Annotated in this window: 16 protein-coding genes and 1 pseudogene; 8 read left to right on the top strand and 9 right to left on the bottom strand. The window is 42.9% G+C overall.

Going from position 1 to position 17349, the window contains the following annotated elements; all coding sequences use genetic code 11:
- Positions 1-37 precede the first annotated feature (37 nt).
- The 4 genes and pseudogenes from ACOOE0_RS15240 to ACOOE0_RS15225 all read right to left on the bottom strand — a co-directional run bounded on the left by ACOOE0_RS15240 (position 38) and on the right by ACOOE0_RS15225 (position 5639).
- A complete protein-coding gene (locus ACOOE0_RS15240) occupies positions 38-2209 on the bottom strand; it encodes an endonuclease MutS2 (protein WP_420399766.1) in 2172 nt (723 codons plus the stop codon).
- A gap of 78 nt (positions 2210-2287) precedes the next feature.
- A complete protein-coding gene (locus tag ACOOE0_RS15235; protein WP_420399765.1) occupies positions 2288-3511 on the bottom strand; it encodes a cytochrome-c peroxidase in 1224 nt (407 codons plus the stop codon).
- Positions 3504-4106, bottom strand: a complete 603-nt coding sequence (locus tag ACOOE0_RS15230; protein ID WP_420399764.1) for a short chain dehydrogenase — start codon at positions 4104-4106, stop codon at positions 3504-3506. Before ACOOE0_RS15230 ends, ACOOE0_RS15235 begins: the two co-directional genes overlap by 8 nt.
- Before the next feature lie 28 nt (positions 4107-4134).
- A pseudogene (locus tag ACOOE0_RS15225) lies at positions 4135-5639 on the bottom strand (YfcC family protein).
- 73 nt (positions 5640-5712) lie between these two features.
- Between ACOOE0_RS15225 and ACOOE0_RS15220 the strand changes: the two are divergent.
- Together ACOOE0_RS15220 and ACOOE0_RS15215 are read left to right on the top strand one after the other, a co-directional pair.
- On the top strand, positions 5713-6378 hold the full coding sequence (locus ACOOE0_RS15220) for a uracil-DNA glycosylase (RefSeq protein ID WP_420399763.1): 666 nt from the start codon (positions 5713-5715) through the stop codon (positions 6376-6378).
- A gap of 140 nt (positions 6379-6518) precedes the next feature.
- Positions 6519-6869, top strand: coding sequence for a response regulator (locus tag ACOOE0_RS15215; protein WP_420399762.1), 351 nt, complete (start codon positions 6519-6521; stop codon positions 6867-6869).
- On the opposite strand, the gene ACOOE0_RS15210 is transcribed toward ACOOE0_RS15215, so the two are convergent.
- From ACOOE0_RS15210 to ACOOE0_RS15190, 5 genes are all read right to left on the bottom strand, one after another.
- Positions 6870-7718 carry a substrate-binding domain-containing protein gene (locus tag ACOOE0_RS15210; protein WP_420399761.1) on the bottom strand — a complete coding sequence of 283 codons (849 nt, stop codon included), beginning with the start codon at positions 7716-7718 and terminating at the stop codon, positions 6870-6872.
- Positions 7719-7780: 62 nt separating this feature from the next.
- Positions 7781-8650, bottom strand: coding sequence for a nucleoside phosphorylase (locus tag ACOOE0_RS15205; RefSeq protein ID WP_420399760.1), 870 nt, complete (start codon positions 8648-8650; stop codon positions 7781-7783).
- 3 nt (positions 8651-8653) lie between these two features.
- Complete coding sequence (locus ACOOE0_RS15200; protein WP_420399759.1) at positions 8654-9586, bottom strand: DUF1835 domain-containing protein; 933 nt, start codon at positions 9584-9586, stop codon at positions 8654-8656.
- A gap of 145 nt (positions 9587-9731) precedes the next feature.
- Positions 9732-10064, bottom strand: coding sequence for a translation initiation factor (locus ACOOE0_RS15195; protein WP_420399758.1), 333 nt, complete (start codon positions 10062-10064; stop codon positions 9732-9734).
- A 2-nt stretch (positions 10065-10066) separates the two neighbouring features.
- A complete protein-coding gene (locus tag ACOOE0_RS15190; RefSeq protein WP_420399757.1) occupies positions 10067-11017 on the bottom strand; it encodes an isopenicillin N synthase family dioxygenase in 951 nt (316 codons plus the stop codon).
- A gap of 114 nt (positions 11018-11131) precedes the next feature.
- Between ACOOE0_RS15190 and ACOOE0_RS15185 the strand changes: the two genes are divergently transcribed.
- From ACOOE0_RS15185 to ACOOE0_RS15160, 6 genes are all read left to right on the top strand, one after another.
- Positions 11132-13108, top strand: a complete 1977-nt coding sequence (locus ACOOE0_RS15185) for an alpha-ketoacid dehydrogenase subunit alpha/beta (protein ID WP_420399756.1) — start codon at positions 11132-11134, stop codon at positions 13106-13108.
- 86 nt (positions 13109-13194) lie between these two features.
- Entirely contained in the window at positions 13195-13680 is a 486-nt protein-coding gene (locus ACOOE0_RS15180; RefSeq protein ID WP_420399755.1) for a lipocalin family protein, read from the top strand.
- Between the two features lie 4 nt (positions 13681-13684).
- Complete coding sequence (locus tag ACOOE0_RS15175) at positions 13685-14380, top strand: OmpA family protein (protein WP_420399754.1); 696 nt, start codon at positions 13685-13687, stop codon at positions 14378-14380.
- Positions 14381-14452: 72 nt separating this feature from the next.
- Positions 14453-15580, top strand: coding sequence for an NAD(P)/FAD-dependent oxidoreductase (locus ACOOE0_RS15170; RefSeq protein WP_420399753.1), 1128 nt, complete (start codon positions 14453-14455; stop codon positions 15578-15580).
- Positions 15580-16293: a methyltransferase domain-containing protein gene (locus ACOOE0_RS15165; RefSeq protein ID WP_420399752.1), complete on the top strand. Its 714-nt coding sequence runs from the start codon at positions 15580-15582 to the stop codon at positions 16291-16293. The genes ACOOE0_RS15170 and ACOOE0_RS15165 overlap by 1 nt, the downstream gene beginning before the upstream one ends.
- Complete coding sequence (locus ACOOE0_RS15160) at positions 16293-17348, top strand: type III polyketide synthase (protein WP_420399751.1); 1056 nt, start codon at positions 16293-16295, stop codon at positions 17346-17348. The genes ACOOE0_RS15165 and ACOOE0_RS15160 overlap by 1 nt, the downstream gene beginning before the upstream one ends.
- Position 17349: the final 1 nt, after the last annotated feature.

The following is a 17349-nucleotide window of genomic DNA, read 5'->3' as shown; positions in this document are numbered from 1 at the left end:
CTAAAGATTCCTGCTTTCGCAGGAATGACACACGGGGTTACTTTTTCGCTTCTACAAGTTCCAACTGATCCACACTGACCTGGGTAGTAAACATACCATAATTGACAACTGCCTTGCCTTTTTCCAAAGTGTCGATGCTACCCACTGCCTTTCCGTCCTGCATTCTAACGCGATCCCCTATTTTAAACACCGGTCTAGGTTTGTTCTTTTCCTTTTGGATGGCCTTTTTCTTCTCAATCTTCTTTTCCTGCCTTACTTTAACGATTTTCTTTTCCAACTCTTGGGCGACCTGTTTCTTTTCCGCCTGTTTGGCCTTGGCCTGCTTTGCGGTGATCTTTTTACGCTTGCTGTTCTCGGTTTCCACAATGCGAAGCAATTCGGAAATGAGCGGCCTCTTTTTGTTGTCTATAAAATAGCGTTCGGCAGCAGTGTTCACCTTATCGCCCAACTGGATCATCCGTTGGTTATGGTCGTACAACTCCTGGTAATTTTCCAGCTTGGATTTGATTTTGGCATTCAGTTTTTCCAGACGTTCGGCCTCATCCCTTGCCTTGGTTTCCTCTTCTTGGAGTCTGGAGCCGGTTTGTGCCATTTTGCTCCGCTCTTTCTGAAGTTTCGCAATAGTGGCATCAAATCGCACTTTCCCGCGTTCTATCTTCTTTTTGGCCTTGTTGATGAGGCTATACGGAATCCCGTTTTTTTGGGCCACCTCAAAGGTGAAAGAACTTCCGGCTTCACCCAAGATCAATTGAAAGGTAGGTTCCAGGGTTTTTGAATTGAACAGCATGTTGGCATTTGTGGCATGGGGTAATTCATTGGCCAAGGCCTTTAGGTTCGCATAGTGCGTAGTTATAACGCCATAGGCCTCCCGCTCGTAAAATACTTCAAGGAATGCCTCTGCAAGGGCACCTCCCAACTCTGGGTCACTTCCTGTCCCAAACTCATCAATCAGGAACAAAGTTTTGGCATTGCACTTTTTCAAAAACTGATTCATGTTCTTGAGTCTATAGCTATAGGTACTTAGATGATTTTCTATGGATTGGTTATCGCCAATATCCGTCAATATTTTGTCAAACAGGCACACCGAACTTCTTTCATGAACTGGGATTAGCAATCCTGATTGAAGCATGACTTGAAGTAGTCCAATGGTCTTTAGGGTGATACTTTTACCACCGGCATTGGGTCCGGAAATTACAATGATTCGGTTTTCGTTATGTAGCTGAATGGTTTGCGGCCAAGTTTTTTCGTTCTTCAGCTTATTGGTCATATACAAAAGCGGATGGTAGGCTTCCTTGAGATGTAATTCCTTCTTGTCGTTTATCTCCGGAAGCAATGCGTCCATTTCCGCGGCATACTTGGCCTTGGCAGCTGTAACATCAATATGGGTTAAATATGCTTGGTAAGCTCGCAAAAGCTCTTGGAAAGGTCGTATGTCATTGGTAAGTTGGTTTAGAATACGTTGTATTTCTTCCTTTTCCTCAAATTCCAGATTGTTTAGTTCCCGTGTATGGCCCAAAGTGGTCTCAGGAACAATGTAGACAATGCTCCCTGTTTTGGAAGTACCCATGACCGTTCCCTTTACTTTTTTCCGATGCATGGCCTTTACGGCCAATACCCTTCGGTTTTCTACAACAGATTCCCTGATTTCATCCAAGTAGTCTTGCCCTTGGTATCGACCCAAAGCAGCTGCAAAACTTTGATTGATTTTAGCCCGGACTTCGTTGATTTGGATTCGGAGATGTCTTAATTCATCCGAAGCATTATCCCTTATTTCCCCAAACTTATCGATTACTGCATCTATAGATGCTGGAATTTGGGAATTGCCTTCCAATTGGCTGGAGTACTCAAAGAGCAAAGGATAATATTCCTTGAATTTCTTAAGAAATTTTTGATGGAGTTCCACCGTTTTGCAAATGGAAGCGATTCGCCTAAAGCCCGAAATTTCTAAAGTGGTGTTCTCAATACCCAGTAGCTTTAGCTCCCCATTGATATGGTCAAACCCGTGGTTGGGAATCCGGTTGTCATTGGAGAAAGAAGCGAGATATTCCGATGTTTGCCCCAAAATGTTCCTTAGGAATGCGGTGTCCGTCAACGGACGAATCTCTAAGGCCTCCAATTTGCCCAATTCCGTATTGCACCGCGCTGCAATTTGCTCCAGTACAGTGGGGAACTCTAAATCTTGAAGTGTCTTTGGGTGTATTTTCTGCATGTTCAATTACTCGCGGGGCAAAGATAGCCATTCAAACCTCCAATCAAAGGGAATCCCTGGAACATCTATGCCATTGCTTTATTGGATATTACCCCCAACGGAAAGACCACTAGGCACCGTTTCAGGAATGGACTTGTCAAAATCTGGATCGTTCAGGGTGTTTAAAAAGGAGATGATTTGGCTCATTTCCTTCACGGAAAGTTTAAGTTCGGCAACCAGGGGGTCAAACTTATTCTTTGGTACATTCTTATTCCGAACTTTTCCGTGGGCAATGTCCTCGTAAAACTCCAAAACCCGCCTTAGATCCATAAAGCTCCCATTGTGCATATACGGAGCTGTAAACCGAAGGTTTCGCAGTGAAGGGGTTCTAAAGGCAAAACTATCCAAGGCTTGCTTATCGGCCCGCCCAAGATCTGGAAGGGGCAATTTTTTGTTTTCCGGAACTCCGAGAACATGAAATTTGTAGTCCGAAAACATGGGGCCGTTATGGCAATTGGCACAGCCCACTTTTTTAAATTGTTCAAAGCCATCTTTTTCAAATAAGGAAATGGCAGATTGGTCTCCATTCATATACTGGTCAAAACGGGAGTTGTTGGTGACCAGTGTGCGCTCAAAGGCAGCAATGGCCTTACCCAGGTTGGAAACTGAAATGGCACTTTCCCCACCAAACGCCTTTTTAAAAAGTTCCTGATACTCTGGAATACCTTGTAACCGCTTAACCACCACTTCGAGGATTTCTTCCTCAGTAAAGTGTGGGCCACGCATTTCTTCCAATGCTTTGATGGGTTCCAAAGCCTGTTTTTCCAAACTTTGAACCCTGTCGTCCCAAAACATGGGTGCATTTTCAGCTTGTACGGTTTGGTGGCCTTGCATACCGTTAAAAGCCGTGTTGAGTATGGTTTGCGCGTTCCGTTTGACAAAGGGAATGGAATTGGGCTCCAAGAACTTTCTCCTACTTCCCAAACCTTGGGCATTGGGGCCAATGGAGATATCCAAGAATTCAGCATAGCCCATTTCCGGATGATGGCAGGTGGCGCAGCTTACATCTTTGCCTCCAGACAAAATGGGATCATAAAATAGGAGCTTACCTAGAATTTCTTTGTCTTTGCTCGAGGGATTATCCGCTGGGGTGGGAACTTCTCGAGGAAGGGCTGTAAAAGGGGGCATATCAACTTTGGGTTTTACGGTCTCTGGCTCTTTCGCTTTGGGACCGCCACAACCTAGAGGAATAAATACGGTGGCAATTAAAAACAATCCAAGTAGCAGGGTAAAACCAATCTTCGATGCGGTATTTTCACCCATAAACCCGAATTACTTTTCCGTATCCTTTGCCCTTGATACTTTTGATGTAGGCATTCACAGCTTTTTCCATTGATATTGGAGTATGGCCTGGGAAATAATCCTTGTACTTTTCATAGGCGTCTATGACCAGTCCTAGGGACACTACATTAAGGCGAATCCCATTTTGCAGTTCCAAAGCTGCCGCTTGTACAAAACTATGAATAGCTCCATTGACCATGGCCGCACTGGCTGTTTTTACCACTGGGTCATCTGCTAAAATACCGGTGGAAAGGGTAATGGATCCTCCAGGATTGAGATAGTGTTGTCCGATTCTGGTCAAATTGACCTGCCCCATGAGCTTGCTTCGTATCCCAATATAATAGTCTTCCTCGGAAAGAGCGTCGAAGTCGTCCCATTTGGCCTCACCGGCTATACACACAATCGCATCTAGCTTTCCAATTGTTTGGAACATACTTTCAATGGAGGCACTTTGGGAAATATCCACAGTAATATCGCCAGTGTTTCTACCCGCCACAAGGACCTCGTCCCCATTGGACAAATACGATACTACTTTGTTTCCAATGGTTCCTTGCCCACCTATGATCAAGATTTTCATACCAATAGCATTTGTTTATTCGAAGGTATTAAAAATAGACACCAATTGTGAGCATGACCATGGCTAAGATGCCCAACTGTAATACCAAGGGTAGCGCAAACTTTAACCACTTGTCATATCCTACATTGACCAAGGCCAAAGACGCCAGGATTATGCCTGTTGGATTGATGATTTTGAATAAACCCACCCCATATTGATAGGCGCTTACCATGAGTTCCCGCCCAATTCCTACACTGTCGGCCAAAGGAGCCATAATGGGCATGGTCAAAACTGCCATTCCGGACGAGGATGGGATAAAGAAGGTAAGCCCTGTATACATTAAAAAAGCTACATTGATAAACAATCCCTGCGGCATAGTTGAGGTGAACTGACTTGCATAAAACAAGAGCGTATCACTAATTTGTCCATCTTCCATCAGCACGGTAATTCCCCGTGCAATGCCAATAATAAAGGCAACACTCAAAAGGTCTTTGGCGCCGTTCATGAATTCCGTGACAAACTGTTTTTCATTCAACCTTGCGATTACGCCAATAAGTAGTGCAGCAGCCAAAAAGACCGACGTCATTTCCAAAAACCACCATTCCAATTGGGAGACCCCATAGACCATCACAAAAAAACAACTGGCAAAAATGAGAAGCACCAGTCTTAATTTAAGTGTAAGCGGGGTAATCGCGTTAGTATTTATGGTGGGATAAATTTGTTCTATTTCATCGCGCTGATCGTAAATCAGGGAATGTGATGGGTTCCTTTTTACTTTTTGGGCATACCGCGTGATATAGAGAATGCAAAGTACCAGTCCAAGGGTCAGCATAATTAATCTATCCGTAAGTCTTCGGTCCAATTGATACCAGCGGCATCCGAGGCAATAATGGTGCTAAAGGGATTTATGGTAGAAGCCAAGGTTCCAATGGAGGAACCTATATAAATGGAGGCAATGCAAACCAATGCATCGTATCGGGCTGCCAAAAAAATGGGAATCAAAATAGGGTAGAAGGCGATGGTCTCTTCTTCCAGACCGAAAGTGGTTCCGCCCAAAGCAACTAGCAAAGTCACCATGATAATAAGGATAAACTCCCTTCCCTTCAATTTAAGGGCCAGCCAGGCTATTCCTGATTCAAAGGCCCTTGTGGCATTGACTATGCTAATTAAACCTCCAATGATTAGCACCAGCAAAATAATCTGAATGGAATCGGAAATACCTCTTAGTGGTGCTTTAATTAAATTAACCAAACCCTGTGGATGGCCTTTTAGCTTTTTATAGGTACCTGGAATGCTAATAGGTTTTGAAATGGCACCTTCCCTGAACTTTTCAATGGGAATTTTAACAGTTAGTTCGTCCAAAGTTTTCTGGGTAGCAGGCAGTGTGGTTTGACTTTCTTCAGTAGTTCTTAGAAAATTATCAGTATCTGCTGAGTAGGTTAGACGGTCGTATTGTCCAGCTGGCACCAACCATGTCAGGAGGGCAACAAAGGCTGCTATTATGAGCAAAACGGTATGCGCGGTAGGGAATTTCCTTTTTTTGGTTTGGCCCATAAGTCTGAATAATTAATTAGTGGGGTAGAAAGATATTATTTTTAGTTTTATCGTCGGAAATGCAAAAAATTAAATGGAGGTAAATATTGAACCAAGCTGGAAGAAGCAATTGCAATCTGAATTTGACCAGACCTATTTTGATCAACTGGTTCAATTTGTAAAAGGAGAATACCAACAGTATACCTGCTATCCCAAGGGCAAAGACATATTTGCCGCTTTTGACCATTGCCCATTTTACGAAACCAAGGTTGTGGTTATTGGTCAGGACCCTTACCATGGTCCAAATCAAGCCAATGGACTCTGTTTTTCCGTTAAAGATGGCATTCCCCACCCACCATCTTTGGTCAATATTTTTAAAGAAATAAAAACCGATGTTGAAAAGCCCTATCCGCAAAGCGGTAATTTGGAGCGTTGGGCGCAACAGGGAGTGCTATTGCTGAATGCCACCCTTACTGTACGGGCCCATCAGGCAGGAAGCCATCAAAATAAGGGTTGGGAAAAATTCACCGATGCCGTGATCAAAACCATTTCCTCGCAAATGGAGGGGGTAGTGTTTTTGCTTTGGGGAGGCTTTGCCAAAAAGAAAATTTCCCTCATCGATAAGACCAAACATCATATACTTACCTCTGGACACCCGTCCCCATTAAGCGCAAATCGTGGACTGTGGTTTGGTAACCAGCACTTTAGCAGCACCAACAAGTTACTGGCCCAGATGGGAAAAACGTTAATAAGTTGGTGAATTACTTCTTGAAAGTGTTTTCTTAAAACTAGTTGGAATTTCTTACGTTTATATGTAAACTAACCCCATACGAAAATTCTGATACGTTGCGCAGATTGAAATCGGTTTTGCTTGTCGATGACGACGAAACCACGAATTTTTTGAACAGATTTTTTTTAAAGCAGTTGGATGGTAACCTTCCGGTCTTTACAGCATGCAATGGCATGGAAGCTATTGAATTCTTGGCCACTGATTTGGATGAGGATCATCTTCCCTGTCTACTTGTCCTGGACACCAACATGCCTGTAATGAACGGCTGGGAATTTCTGGACGGCTATGGACAACAATTTGAAGCGGATTTTAAGGACAAAATTGTGATTGTTATGCTAACTGCCTTGGATACCGAAGAAAATACAGCTTTGGCGTTGGCCAATCCCAATGTCATGGACACGGCTCAAAAGCCGTTATCTGACATATCTTTTAAGGCGCTCATCAAGAAACATTTTTCTTGATCATGAATGCAAAAATTGTTCATTGGATTTGATGTCCTGAATCAGATCCAAATCCTTGAGTTGCTGCTGAACCCTTTCCAGTGTTTTGCTATCTATCTGGGTTTGTCCCCAAGTAGTTTTAGAGAGCCACTCCCTAATGTCTTCCAATTTTTGCCCATATCTGTTGGACAAGGTGCGGTCTATGCTGGGGATCCGTTTAAATTCCGATGTATAAATGTTTATAATTTCCAGAATGTGTTGAACAACATTCTTGTTTTTGCTGAGGAATGCAGCGTTGGACGCAATCACAAAACACGGCCATGGCGTTGGACAATCTCCCAATCGTTTGAAGATACCCTGATCTACCAGGGGTTTGGTGGTAAAATGTTCCCACATGAAGTATGCTCCAGAGCCATTGACCAAGCTCTCTACAGCACCATCCAAATTGTTTATGATTTCAAATTCCAAGCTTTGGGTATCCCAGCCTTGACTTTGGGCGTGGACATAGGACATCAAATGACTTCCACTGCCCATACGACTTATTGCTACTTTGTCCTTTTCTAGGTCTGCAATTGAAGTACGATTGCTGTTGGCTGCAACATGGATTCCCCAGAGCAGGGGAGAGGACACGTATTCTTGGACAATTTTGGTTGGATTGCCTTGGGAAATACTTTTAACAATTCCCTCGGTAAGGATAATGGCCATGTCCGTATCGCCATTTTCCAAAAGTTTAGCCATTCGACCAGTTCCTTCCGGAACATCTTCCCACAGTAATTGAATGCCACGATCTTCAAAGGCGGATTCTTCAATGGCCAAATGCCAAGGCAAATTAAAATGCTCTGGAACACCGACGATTTTTACCTGTTTCATAGGTTCTTTTTAAGCGGGTAATTTAATGGGTGGTTAAAGTTAAGCAAAAGAGAAACCAATCGTTATGTGGTTAGTTTTTCCAGTGCCAATTGAATGAGTTCGTTTACAGTGCGTACAGGTCTTTGGGAAAATTCACCTGTGGCCCTGTTGGCCAAGATGGCATTAAGGGAAATAGCACGGTGTCCATGCATTTTGGACAGTCCATAGATGCCTGCTGTCTCCATTTCCAGGTTGGTAATCCGTTGATTTTGATACGAAAAGTCGGCAAGCTTCTGATTAAAATCAGTGATACGGGGTTCAAGCCTAATGCTTCTTCCTTGAGGCCCATAAAACCCTGAATTTGTTGCGGTTATTCCGAATCGTATATGATTTTCGGCAAATGTATCCGCTAGGGAAGTATCTGCATCAAAGGCATAAGGGCTTATTTTATGGGGCTGCCAACCCAAAAAATCATTTAACTCCTGCTCCAATTCTTGATTGCTCCCTTGTCCAGTGTTGTAAAAGTGCATCAAACCGTCAAAACCGACAGCTGAAGAGCTTAGCAAGAAAGAGTCCACGGGGATGTCTTCCTGAATCGCACCCGATGTACCAATCCGTATAAAATCCAATTGGGTGAGCTCCTCTTTTATGCGACGGGTCTCAAAATCTACATTGACCAGGGCATCCAATTCGTTGAAGACAATATCGATATTGTCGGTTCCAATTCCCGTTGATATTACCGTAATTCTTTTTCCCCTAAAAGTACCCGTATGCGCAAGAAATTCCCTTTTACCTTTTTCGACCTCAAGGGTTTCAAAATGTCTACTAACGGAACGTACCCGGTCAGGATCACCTACGGTGATAATGGTATTGGAAATGTCTTCTGGATGAAGATTAAGATGGTAAATACTGCCATCAGGATTCAGAATGAGCTCTGAGTGGCCCAATGTCATATATTACAATTTTAGTATGCGGTCCGTAGATGAATTATATAAGAAGCTATACTTTAAAGAACCTCCTAAATACAATTGATTATCACGTAGTTGTGAATAATAGTTAGCCTTGTTTGCTAAAACGTCCTTACCCATTTTGGTCAGCTTTACTGGATTGAAAGAAGTGAACAATGGTTTTAAGGAAGTGATGATACGGCTGTGTTGGGTGTCCCCGAATCCATAGTACCCTTGGTTGGTAAGCATACTGTTCAAAAGTTCCTTTCTGGATTTGGGCTTTTCACCAACTACGGTCTCCAAGACTTGGTTTTCCAACTCGTTCAAACCATTTTTAATGGTAGGGAACCGTTTGAGATGGGCTTTTAAGGCTTCGGAAAGATATTCAAATTGGAAATTGTTATGCGCAATGAGGTTTTCCAAGCGTATAGGGTTGTCACTGCAGTACAATTGCCAAACGTAATCAGCGAACTCTATGTCGTCCTGGGACAAAATCGTTCTTTTTTCGTACAGTTCGAGTAACTTTTCGTCGCTGAGTTCACTTAGACCATATAATTTGTCTGTTTCATCTTCTTTTCCACTGCAAACTAGTGAGATTTCAGCATGTCTTCGGTGGGTCTTCAGCCAGCTAAGCACTGCTAGCATATTAATTTGGCAGAATAGGTCATACTCAAACCACAGCACAATTTGGTCTTGTTGCTTGTGGTTGCAAAGGGAGCGGTACTCCTTCAGGGTTTTCTCTACGAACCAAGATTTGGTAACCTTGTAATTCTTGTTCAAAAATTCAAAACGCGTCTTCCAGAAGGATTCACTGCCTACAGCACAAAGGGTTTTGCCCTCGCAAAGCATTTCCCTCCATGTAATAATATCCCCCTTAAGATTTAGCGTTTGAAGTTTTGACGTGAAAGAGTCCCCGTTGGTAATATGCAACAGTGATTTCATTTTCAACTTAGTTTTCGTCGGTTAGGAGCATTAAATGTAATATTTAAACCAAGAACTCAAAAACTTTTTTCGTAAAACCTTGGTTGTCAAAGCTTAAATTTAACATGAGATAAAAAACGCCCCAGGTATTCCTGGGCTAATAGAGTTAACCGCCAACCCGTTTTACCGAAAATCCATGATCTTTTAGATATTCCATGATTTGATCCCTATAATCCCCTTGAATAATGATGGATTCGTTCTTAAAACTACCCCCAACACCCAATAAAGACTTGAGGTCCTTGGTCAATTTTTTAAAATCCGAGTTTGCTCCGTTGTAACCTTCCAGAATAGTGACCGGCTTTCCCTTTCTTTTTTCGTATTTGCAAATAATAGGGTCCTTTTGAAGCCAATATTTGGGAGCTTTGGACTCCTTGTCGGCTTCTGTTTGCTCTGGAACGTGGTCAGGAAACAAGTTTTTCAGTTGGTCCTGTAAATCCATGTTTATTTTTTGACTAGTCCAAGCTCAATAAGCCTTTCATTTAGATATTCACCGGCGGTGGTGTCCTCAAATCCCTTCGGATGATCATCATCCACACAATGTTCAAGACAGTTTAAAGGCATTTCACTAACGGGATGCATAAAAAATGGAATGGAGTACCGAGAAGACCCCCAAAGTTCCTTGGGAGGATTTACTACCTGATGTATGGTGGATTTAAGCTTGTTATTGGTCAGCCTGGAAAGCATATCTCCCACATTGATCATCAATTGGTCGGGTCTGGCAATGGCATCTACCCATTCTCCTTGATGATTTTGTACTTGCAGACCCTTTCCATGTGCTCCCATAAGCAATGTTATCAGGTTGATGTCTCCATGGGCTGCAGCTCTAACGGCATTTTTGGGTTCCTCGGTTATAGGTGGATAGTGAATAGGTCTTAATATCGAATTCCCATTTTTGATCCATTGGTCAAAGTATTTTTCTTCCAAACCTAAGTGTAGCGCCAACGCTCTAAGCACATACCTTGCAGTTTTTTCCAACATTTTATAGGTCTCTTTTCCTGTGCTATTGAAATCTGGAAGTTCACTTACGGTAACGTTGTCTGGATATTCGGCTTCCAAAGTTGGATTGTCTTCAACATATTGTCCAAAATGCCAGAACTCTTTTAAATCGCCTTCCTTTTTTCCTTTGGCATGTTCCTTCCCAAAGGAGGTATAACCTCTTTGACCTCCAATGCCCGCTATCTCATAGCCATCTTTGACCTCTTGCGGCAATTGGAAGAACTTTTTGATCTGCCCGTATAGCTGTTCCACGAGTTCATCCGAAAGAAAATGACCACTTAGGGCCACAAATCCAATATCTTCAAAAGCGGCACCTATTTCTTTAATAAACTTTTGTTTTCTGGAAGGATCTCCTGATATAAAATCAGAAAGGTCCACACTTGGAATTGCACTCATGACATGAAAATTTAGCTATTTTCAAAAGTAAGGAATATTAGGAAACGATTGGGAATATTTCATGGTCGATGGTGCGCATTTTTATTACATTTATCCCGACTGAATTGAAACTTTATGAGATACCATATTGGTGGTTTGCCCCAGGAGAAATTACTGGATTTATACAAAGGAATGTTGAAGCCCAGGATGATAGAGGAGAAGATGTTGGTGTTGTTACGGCAGGGAAAAATATCCAAATGGTTTAGTGGAATTGGCCAGGAAGCAATTTCGGTTGGGGTGACCCAAGCCCTTAATGCTGAAGAGTACATTTTGCCCATGCATAGGAATCTTGGGGTCTTTACTTCAAGAGGGGTGCCACTTCATAGACTTTTTGCCCAATGGCAGGGAAAGAAAAGTGGTTTTACAAACGGAAGGGATAGAAGCTTTCATTTTGGAACCCAGGAATACAAGATAGTTGGAATGATTTCCCATTTGGGACCGCAGTTGGGTGTGGCCGATGGCATCGCCTTGGCCGACATGCTTAGACGTAAGAAGCGTGCTACGGCTGTGTTCACAGGTGAGGGAGCTACAAGCGAAGGTGATTTTCATGAGGCTTTGAATGTTGCCTCCGTTTGGAATCTTCCCGTACTGTTCTGTATCGAAAATAACGGATATGGTTTGTCCACTCCAACCAATGAGCAATATAACTGCAAGGATTTGGTGGATCGGGCCAAAGGCTATGGAATGGAGTCCAGGATAATTGATGGGAACAATATTCTGGAGGTATACAGCAAAGTGAATGAGCTGTGCAAGGCTATCCGTAAAAGACCACGACCCATTCTCTTGGAGTTCAAAACCTTTCGTATGCGAGGGCATGAGGAGGCTAGCGGAACCAAGTATGTTCCGGAAAAATTGATGAAGAAATGGGCCAAAAAAGACCCAATAGCCAATTACGAGGACTTTCTTAAAGAAAAAGGGTTTCTGGATAACAAGAAAATAGAGGCATATCGAGCTGAAATTGCCGAAGAAATCAACGTCAATCTTAAGAAAGCATATGATGAGTCGACGATTGAATCTACTTCAACTAAAGAATTAAATAATGTTTATCAGAGTTTTGATTATAAGCATTATGAAAAAAATGATAATACAGAAAACATTCGCTTTGTAGATGCCGTATCCCAAGGGCTGGCGCAATCCATGGAGAAGTACAATGAATTGATCATCATGGGGCAGGATATCGCAGATTACGGAGGTGTTTTCAAGATTACTGATGGCTTCACCAAAACCTTTGGGAAGCGAAGAGTGAGAAATACGCCCATCTGTGAGTCGGCAATAGTGTCCGCAGCCATGGGACTGTCCATCAATGGGATGAAATCCGTTGTGGAAATGCAATTTGCAGATTTTGTTAGCTCCGGATTCAACCCTATTGTAAACTATCTGGCCAAGGTGCATTACCGTTGGGGACAAAATGCGGATGTGGTGATTAGGATGCCTTGCGGGGCGGGGGTAGGTGCAGGCCCATTTCATTCACAGACCAATGAAGCCTGGTTTACCAAAACTCCTGGACTAAAAGTGGCCTATCCTGCATTTCCTTCTGATGCCAAAGGCTTGTTGGCAACAGCCATAAATGACCCCAATCCTGTACTGTTCTTTGAGCATAAAGGCCTTTATCGTAGCATTTATGCAGATGTGCCCACGGATTACTATACGATTCCATTTGGTAAGGCTAACTTACTGAGGAATGGAAAGGATTTAAGCGTGGTCACCTATGGGGCAGGAGTGCACTGGGCACTGGAAATTTTGGAAAAACACCCAGAAATCAATGCAGATGTCATAGATTTGCGTACACTTCAACCTCTGGATGTCGATGCCATTTATGAATCGGTGAAAAAGACATCAAAACTGATTGTTTTACAGGAAGACACTTTATTTGGCGGCATTGCCAGCGACATTGCTGCCATGGTCATGGAAAACTGTTTCGAGTTTTTGGACGCTCCAATAAGGCGGGCGGGTAGTTTGGAAACCCCCGTACCATTTGCGAAGGCATTGGAACAGGAATATTTGCCCAAACAAAGATTTGAAGCAGCACTTTTGGAACTATATGCCTACTGAAATATATGTTTAACATTTTTTTAACAACTTAAAAGAGTCAATACGGTGTCTCAACCGTATATACTCAAAATTAAACTCCTAATCTTATGGTAAGAAAATCATTGATTTTTATGGCACTGGCGGGACTTATGTTCTCGTCATGCTCCGTTTCCAAAAGTGCAAGGACGCAAAGAAATCTCTTTAGCGGTTCCTGGACCTTGGACAACATTTCGTACGAGAACAACACAGGTAATTTCAAATCCGTCATTTTCAACGACGCTGAGGATATCTGCTTTGAGGGCAGTGACTGGTTTTTTAGGGACAACAACAGTACAGGAAGGTACACTATCTCCCAAAGCAGTCTTTGTCAAGGCGGGGATCGTTTTTTTAGATGGTCGGTCGTGGAACCTTCACAAAACTATAGTAGCCAGTTCCAGTTTAAGTTTATTGATGAAAACAGAAAGGATATCTCTGGCGGGGTAGGATACCGCCTTAATATTGCCAGTCTTTCCGAGCAGGCCATGGTGCTTAAGTCCAATGTTTCGGTTGAAGGTGAGCTCGTCACCATAGTTTATGAATTCTCAAAAAAATAATCAGATGAAAAATATAGTAGTTAGAAGTACCGCCATTATTTTGGCTTTTGGTCTTGTGGTGGGCTGTAATGCCGTCAAAAATGCAAACAACACCCAAAAAGGAGCGGCCATTGGTGCTGCAGGGGGGGCAGTAATTGGTGGAATTATTGGTAACAATGTCGGCAAAAAAGGAAACACTGCCTTAGGGGCCATTATCGGGGCCGTTGTTGGAGGAGCTGCGGGTGGATACATCGGTAACCGAATGGACAGACAGGCAGAACGGATTGAGGAAGAAATTCCAGGTGCCGAGGTAAAACGTGTGGGTGAAGGAATCAACGTTACCTTCAATGAAGAAGCTGGAGTTTATTTTGATACCAACAAATCTGACGTGAAAGGAACTTCTGCCACTACCTTGGATAAATTGGCGGGTATTTTTAAGGAGTATCCCAAATCCATCATTTTGGTAGAAGGCCATACAGATAGCGCGGGTAGCGATGAGTACAACTGGAACCTATCCCAGCAAAGAGCCGAATCCGTGACCAATTATTTGGTGAGCAAAGGAATCTCCTCTGGTAGGTTTACCACCAAGTGGTATGGGGAAACCCAGCCTCGTGAAAGCAATGAAACTGCTGAAGGCAAAGCCAAAAATCGTAGAGTGGAATTGGCCATCATGGCTAGTGAGGAACTCAAGGAAGAAGCTTACGAAAGCACCAAGAACTAGTATTCTTGCCTAAATAATTTGAATCCCGGCCAATGGTCGGGATTTTTTTTGCAAAAAACCTATCTTCATAAGGTGAAGAACGCGGACGTGCTTATCATTGGAGGAGGTGTGGCTGGATTGACCGCAGCAGTGGACTTGGCTTCCAAGGGAATTCAGGTGGTCGTGGTGGAGAAAAAGACCTATCCCAGACACAAGGTCTGTGGGGAATATGTCTCCAATGAGGTGAAACCCTATCTAGAACAATTGGGAATGAATTTTACTACTTTATCCCTCCCAGAAATCAACACCCTTCAACTGACTACGCAACAAGGAAAGGCAATTTCCGTGAAATTACCACTAGGCGGATTCGGAGTGAGCAGATACACCCTGGATAATCAATTGTATCAATTGGCCATGAGAAACAAAGTGGAGTTTGTGTTCTCTACGGTTACCGCGGTGGACTTTCAAGGGGGTGAATTTGAAGTTTCATTGGCATCAAAGTCTATGATAAAGGCCAAAGTGGTTCTGGGAGCCTTTGGCAAGCGCTCCAATTTGGATGAAAGATTTCAATTGAAGAGCAGGCATCAAAAATCCCCATGGCTAGGGGTAAAATGCCATTATCATTACGATGGGCATCCCAAAAACCTTGTTTCCCTCCATAATTTTCAAGGTGGGTACGCTGGTTTATCGCAGGTAGAGGAAGGTGTGCTGAATCTATGTTATCTGGTTCGGTACGACAGCTTCAAAAGGGTGGGGGATATCCATGAATTCAACCGTCAGGTGCTGAGCAGAAATCCATATTTGAAGCAATTTTTGGAAAATGCCAGACCGATTTTTGATCAGCCTTTGAGTATTGCACAGATTTCCTTCGGGAAGAAACTGTCGATTGCTGATCATATGCTGATGTGTGGAGATTCGGCAGGAATGATCCATCCGTTGTGTGGAAATGGTATGGCCATGGCCGTACATGCTGCTAAAATGGCTTCAGAGCAGGTTGTGTATTTTCTTAAAGATCAAATCATCGATAGAAATGAGATGGAAAATGCGTATCAAAAACAATGGGACAAACACTTCAAAAAAAGAATTTGGCTTGGAGGGCAACTACAAAGAATAATGTTGCATACCGGATGGTTTAATTTTGGAATGCAATCCATAGCCAACTCCAAACCAATGCTGCAAACCCTAATTAAAAGAACTCATGGTAATCCAATTTTAAGTTGATGGATTTAACGGTAAGAAGTAGGATGGATGAGCTGATGGATGACCCCAACATGCAATTTCGGCTGCTCCAAAATGCGTATAAGGACATCAATTTTTGCAATAAATGGTTGGGTGGTGAGTCCATTACGCTCCAAGGTGTTTGGGAATTGGTCAAAAACGACCCCACTAAATCGTATACGATTCTGGATATGGGGTGTGGAGATGGCAATATGCTGTTCAAATTATCCCATTTCCTTAGTAAAAAAGGGGTTTCCCATAGAATGAAGGGAATTGATTTAAGGGATGATGTTTTAGCCATAGCTCGAGAAAAATGCAAGGGTTTACCCCATGTTGCATTCCATAAAGTGGACATATTAAAGGCAGATTCGGACTTTGAATGTGACATATTGATCAATACCTTGACCATGCATCATTTTGAAGAGGAACGGATTGAGGCCTTCCTGAACAGGTTTGTAGCCTTGGCAAGAGTTGGTGTGGTGATTAATGACCTTCAAAGAAGCAAAATATCCTATATGCTGTTCAAGATGTTCAGCTCCATTTTTTTGAGAACCCATGTGGCTAAGCATGATGGTTTGGTTTCCATAAGCAAAGGTTTTAGGAAAGCAGAACTATTGGGATTAGCTAAAAAAATACCGAATGTTTCGCACAAGATTCGATGGAAATGGGCATTTCGATATGTATGGGTCATGGATTTCAATCGACATACTGAATAATGGCGGAAGTACGAATTTCTGGAGTATCAAAACAGTTGCCCAAGTATAGTCGGGATACCTTGGACATAATCCCCTTTGTGGATCAATGGCTGGGCAGCCAAGAAGAACGGTTTAGAAGAAAGGTGGTCAAGATTTTTGAAGGTGCAGGGGTTGATTGTCGATATGGAATAATGGATATTGAAGAGGTTTTTACGGCAACCTCCTTTGAGGAGAAAAATGAGATTTATGTACGGGAGGTCAAGGAATTGGGAGAAAAAGTGCTTCAAAAAGCGCTTACCAAGCTAGCTTGGAACCCCGAATCACTGGATTTTATTATTACCGTAAGCTGCACGGGAATCATGATTCCGTCATTGGATGCGTATCTGGTCAATGCCCTGGGATTAAGACAGGATATCGTTCGTCTTCCCGTTACTGAAATGGGATGTGCTGCGGGTGTTTCCGGGCTTATTTATGCGGCCAACTTTCTTCGGTCAAACCCAGGCAAACGGGCTGCGGTGATTGCTGTTGAGAGTCCGACGGCCACTTTTCAGCTGGATGATTTTTCCATGGCAAACATGGTCAGCGCTGCCATTTTTGGTGATGGGGCTTCTTGTGTATTGCTTTCTGCTGAAAAAGAGGGGGCTGGCCCCAAAATTTTGGGAGAAGAAATGTATCATTTCAGCAATGCCACACATTTGATGGGCTTTGATTTGACCAATACAGGCTTAAAAATGATTTTGGACCCTGCTGTTCCCGAAGTGATAGCGGAGCACTTTCCAAGTATCATCCATCCGTTCTTGGCCAAATTCAATTCAAGCTTGGACAAGGTCAATCATCTGATTTTTCATCCGGGAGGAAAAAAAATAGTGAGTACGGTGGAAGAATTGTTTGGTAAATTGGGGAAGAATATCGACGATACCAGGGAAGTACTGAAAAGTTATGGGAATATGAGCAGCGTAACTGTCCTCTATGTTCTTGAACGATTTCTGAAAAAGGAGTTGGGAGCCGGAGAGCAAGGATTGATACTAAGTTTTGGGCCTGGATTTTCGGCACAAAGGGTGTTGTTGGAATGGTAAA

This window comes from Flagellimonas sp. (assembly GCF_965215805.1).
Taxonomy (GTDB): domain Bacteria; phylum Bacteroidota; class Bacteroidia; order Flavobacteriales; family Flavobacteriaceae; genus Flagellimonas.
This window is presented reverse-complemented; position numbering and strand designations above follow the sequence as displayed.

Bases quoted from the DNA above. Each gene is read 5' to 3' on its own strand.
- ACOOE0_RS15160 (WP_420399751.1), top strand. From the start codon at position 16,293: ATGGCGGAAGTACGAATTTCTGGAGTATCAAAACAGTTGCCCAAGTAT.
- ACOOE0_RS15185 (WP_420399756.1), top strand. From the start codon at position 11,132: ATGAGATACCATATTGGTGGTTTGCCCCAGGAGAAATTACTGGATTTA.
- ACOOE0_RS15195 (WP_420399758.1), bottom strand. From the start codon at position 10,064: ATGGATTTACAGGACCAACTGAAAAACTTGTTTCCTGACCACGTTCCA.
- ACOOE0_RS15200 (WP_420399759.1), bottom strand. From the start codon at position 9,586: ATGAAATCACTGTTGCATATTACCAACGGGGACTCTTTCACGTCAAAA.
- ACOOE0_RS15180 (WP_420399755.1), top strand. From the start codon at position 13,195: ATGGTAAGAAAATCATTGATTTTTATGGCACTGGCGGGACTTATGTTC.
- ACOOE0_RS15165 (WP_420399752.1), top strand. From the start codon at position 15,580: ATGGATTTAACGGTAAGAAGTAGGATGGATGAGCTGATGGATGACCCC.
- ACOOE0_RS15210 (WP_420399761.1), bottom strand. From the start codon at position 7,718: ATGAAACAGGTAAAAATCGTCGGTGTTCCAGAGCATTTTAATTTGCCT.
- ACOOE0_RS15190 (WP_420399757.1), bottom strand. From the start codon at position 11,017: ATGAGTGCAATTCCAAGTGTGGACCTTTCTGATTTTATATCAGGAGAT.
- ACOOE0_RS15175 (WP_420399754.1), top strand. From the start codon at position 13,685: ATGAAAAATATAGTAGTTAGAAGTACCGCCATTATTTTGGCTTTTGGT.
- ACOOE0_RS15220 (WP_420399763.1), top strand. From the start codon at position 5,713: ATGGAGGTAAATATTGAACCAAGCTGGAAGAAGCAATTGCAATCTGAA.
- ACOOE0_RS15205 (WP_420399760.1), bottom strand. From the start codon at position 8,650: ATGACATTGGGCCACTCAGAGCTCATTCTGAATCCTGATGGCAGTATT.
- ACOOE0_RS15240 (WP_420399766.1), bottom strand. From the start codon at position 2,209: ATGCAGAAAATACACCCAAAGACACTTCAAGATTTAGAGTTCCCCACT.
- ACOOE0_RS15230 (WP_420399764.1), bottom strand. From the start codon at position 4,106: ATGAAAATCTTGATCATAGGTGGGCAAGGAACCATTGGAAACAAAGTA.
- ACOOE0_RS15235 (WP_420399765.1), bottom strand. From the start codon at position 3,511: ATGGGTGAAAATACCGCATCGAAGATTGGTTTTACCCTGCTACTTGGA.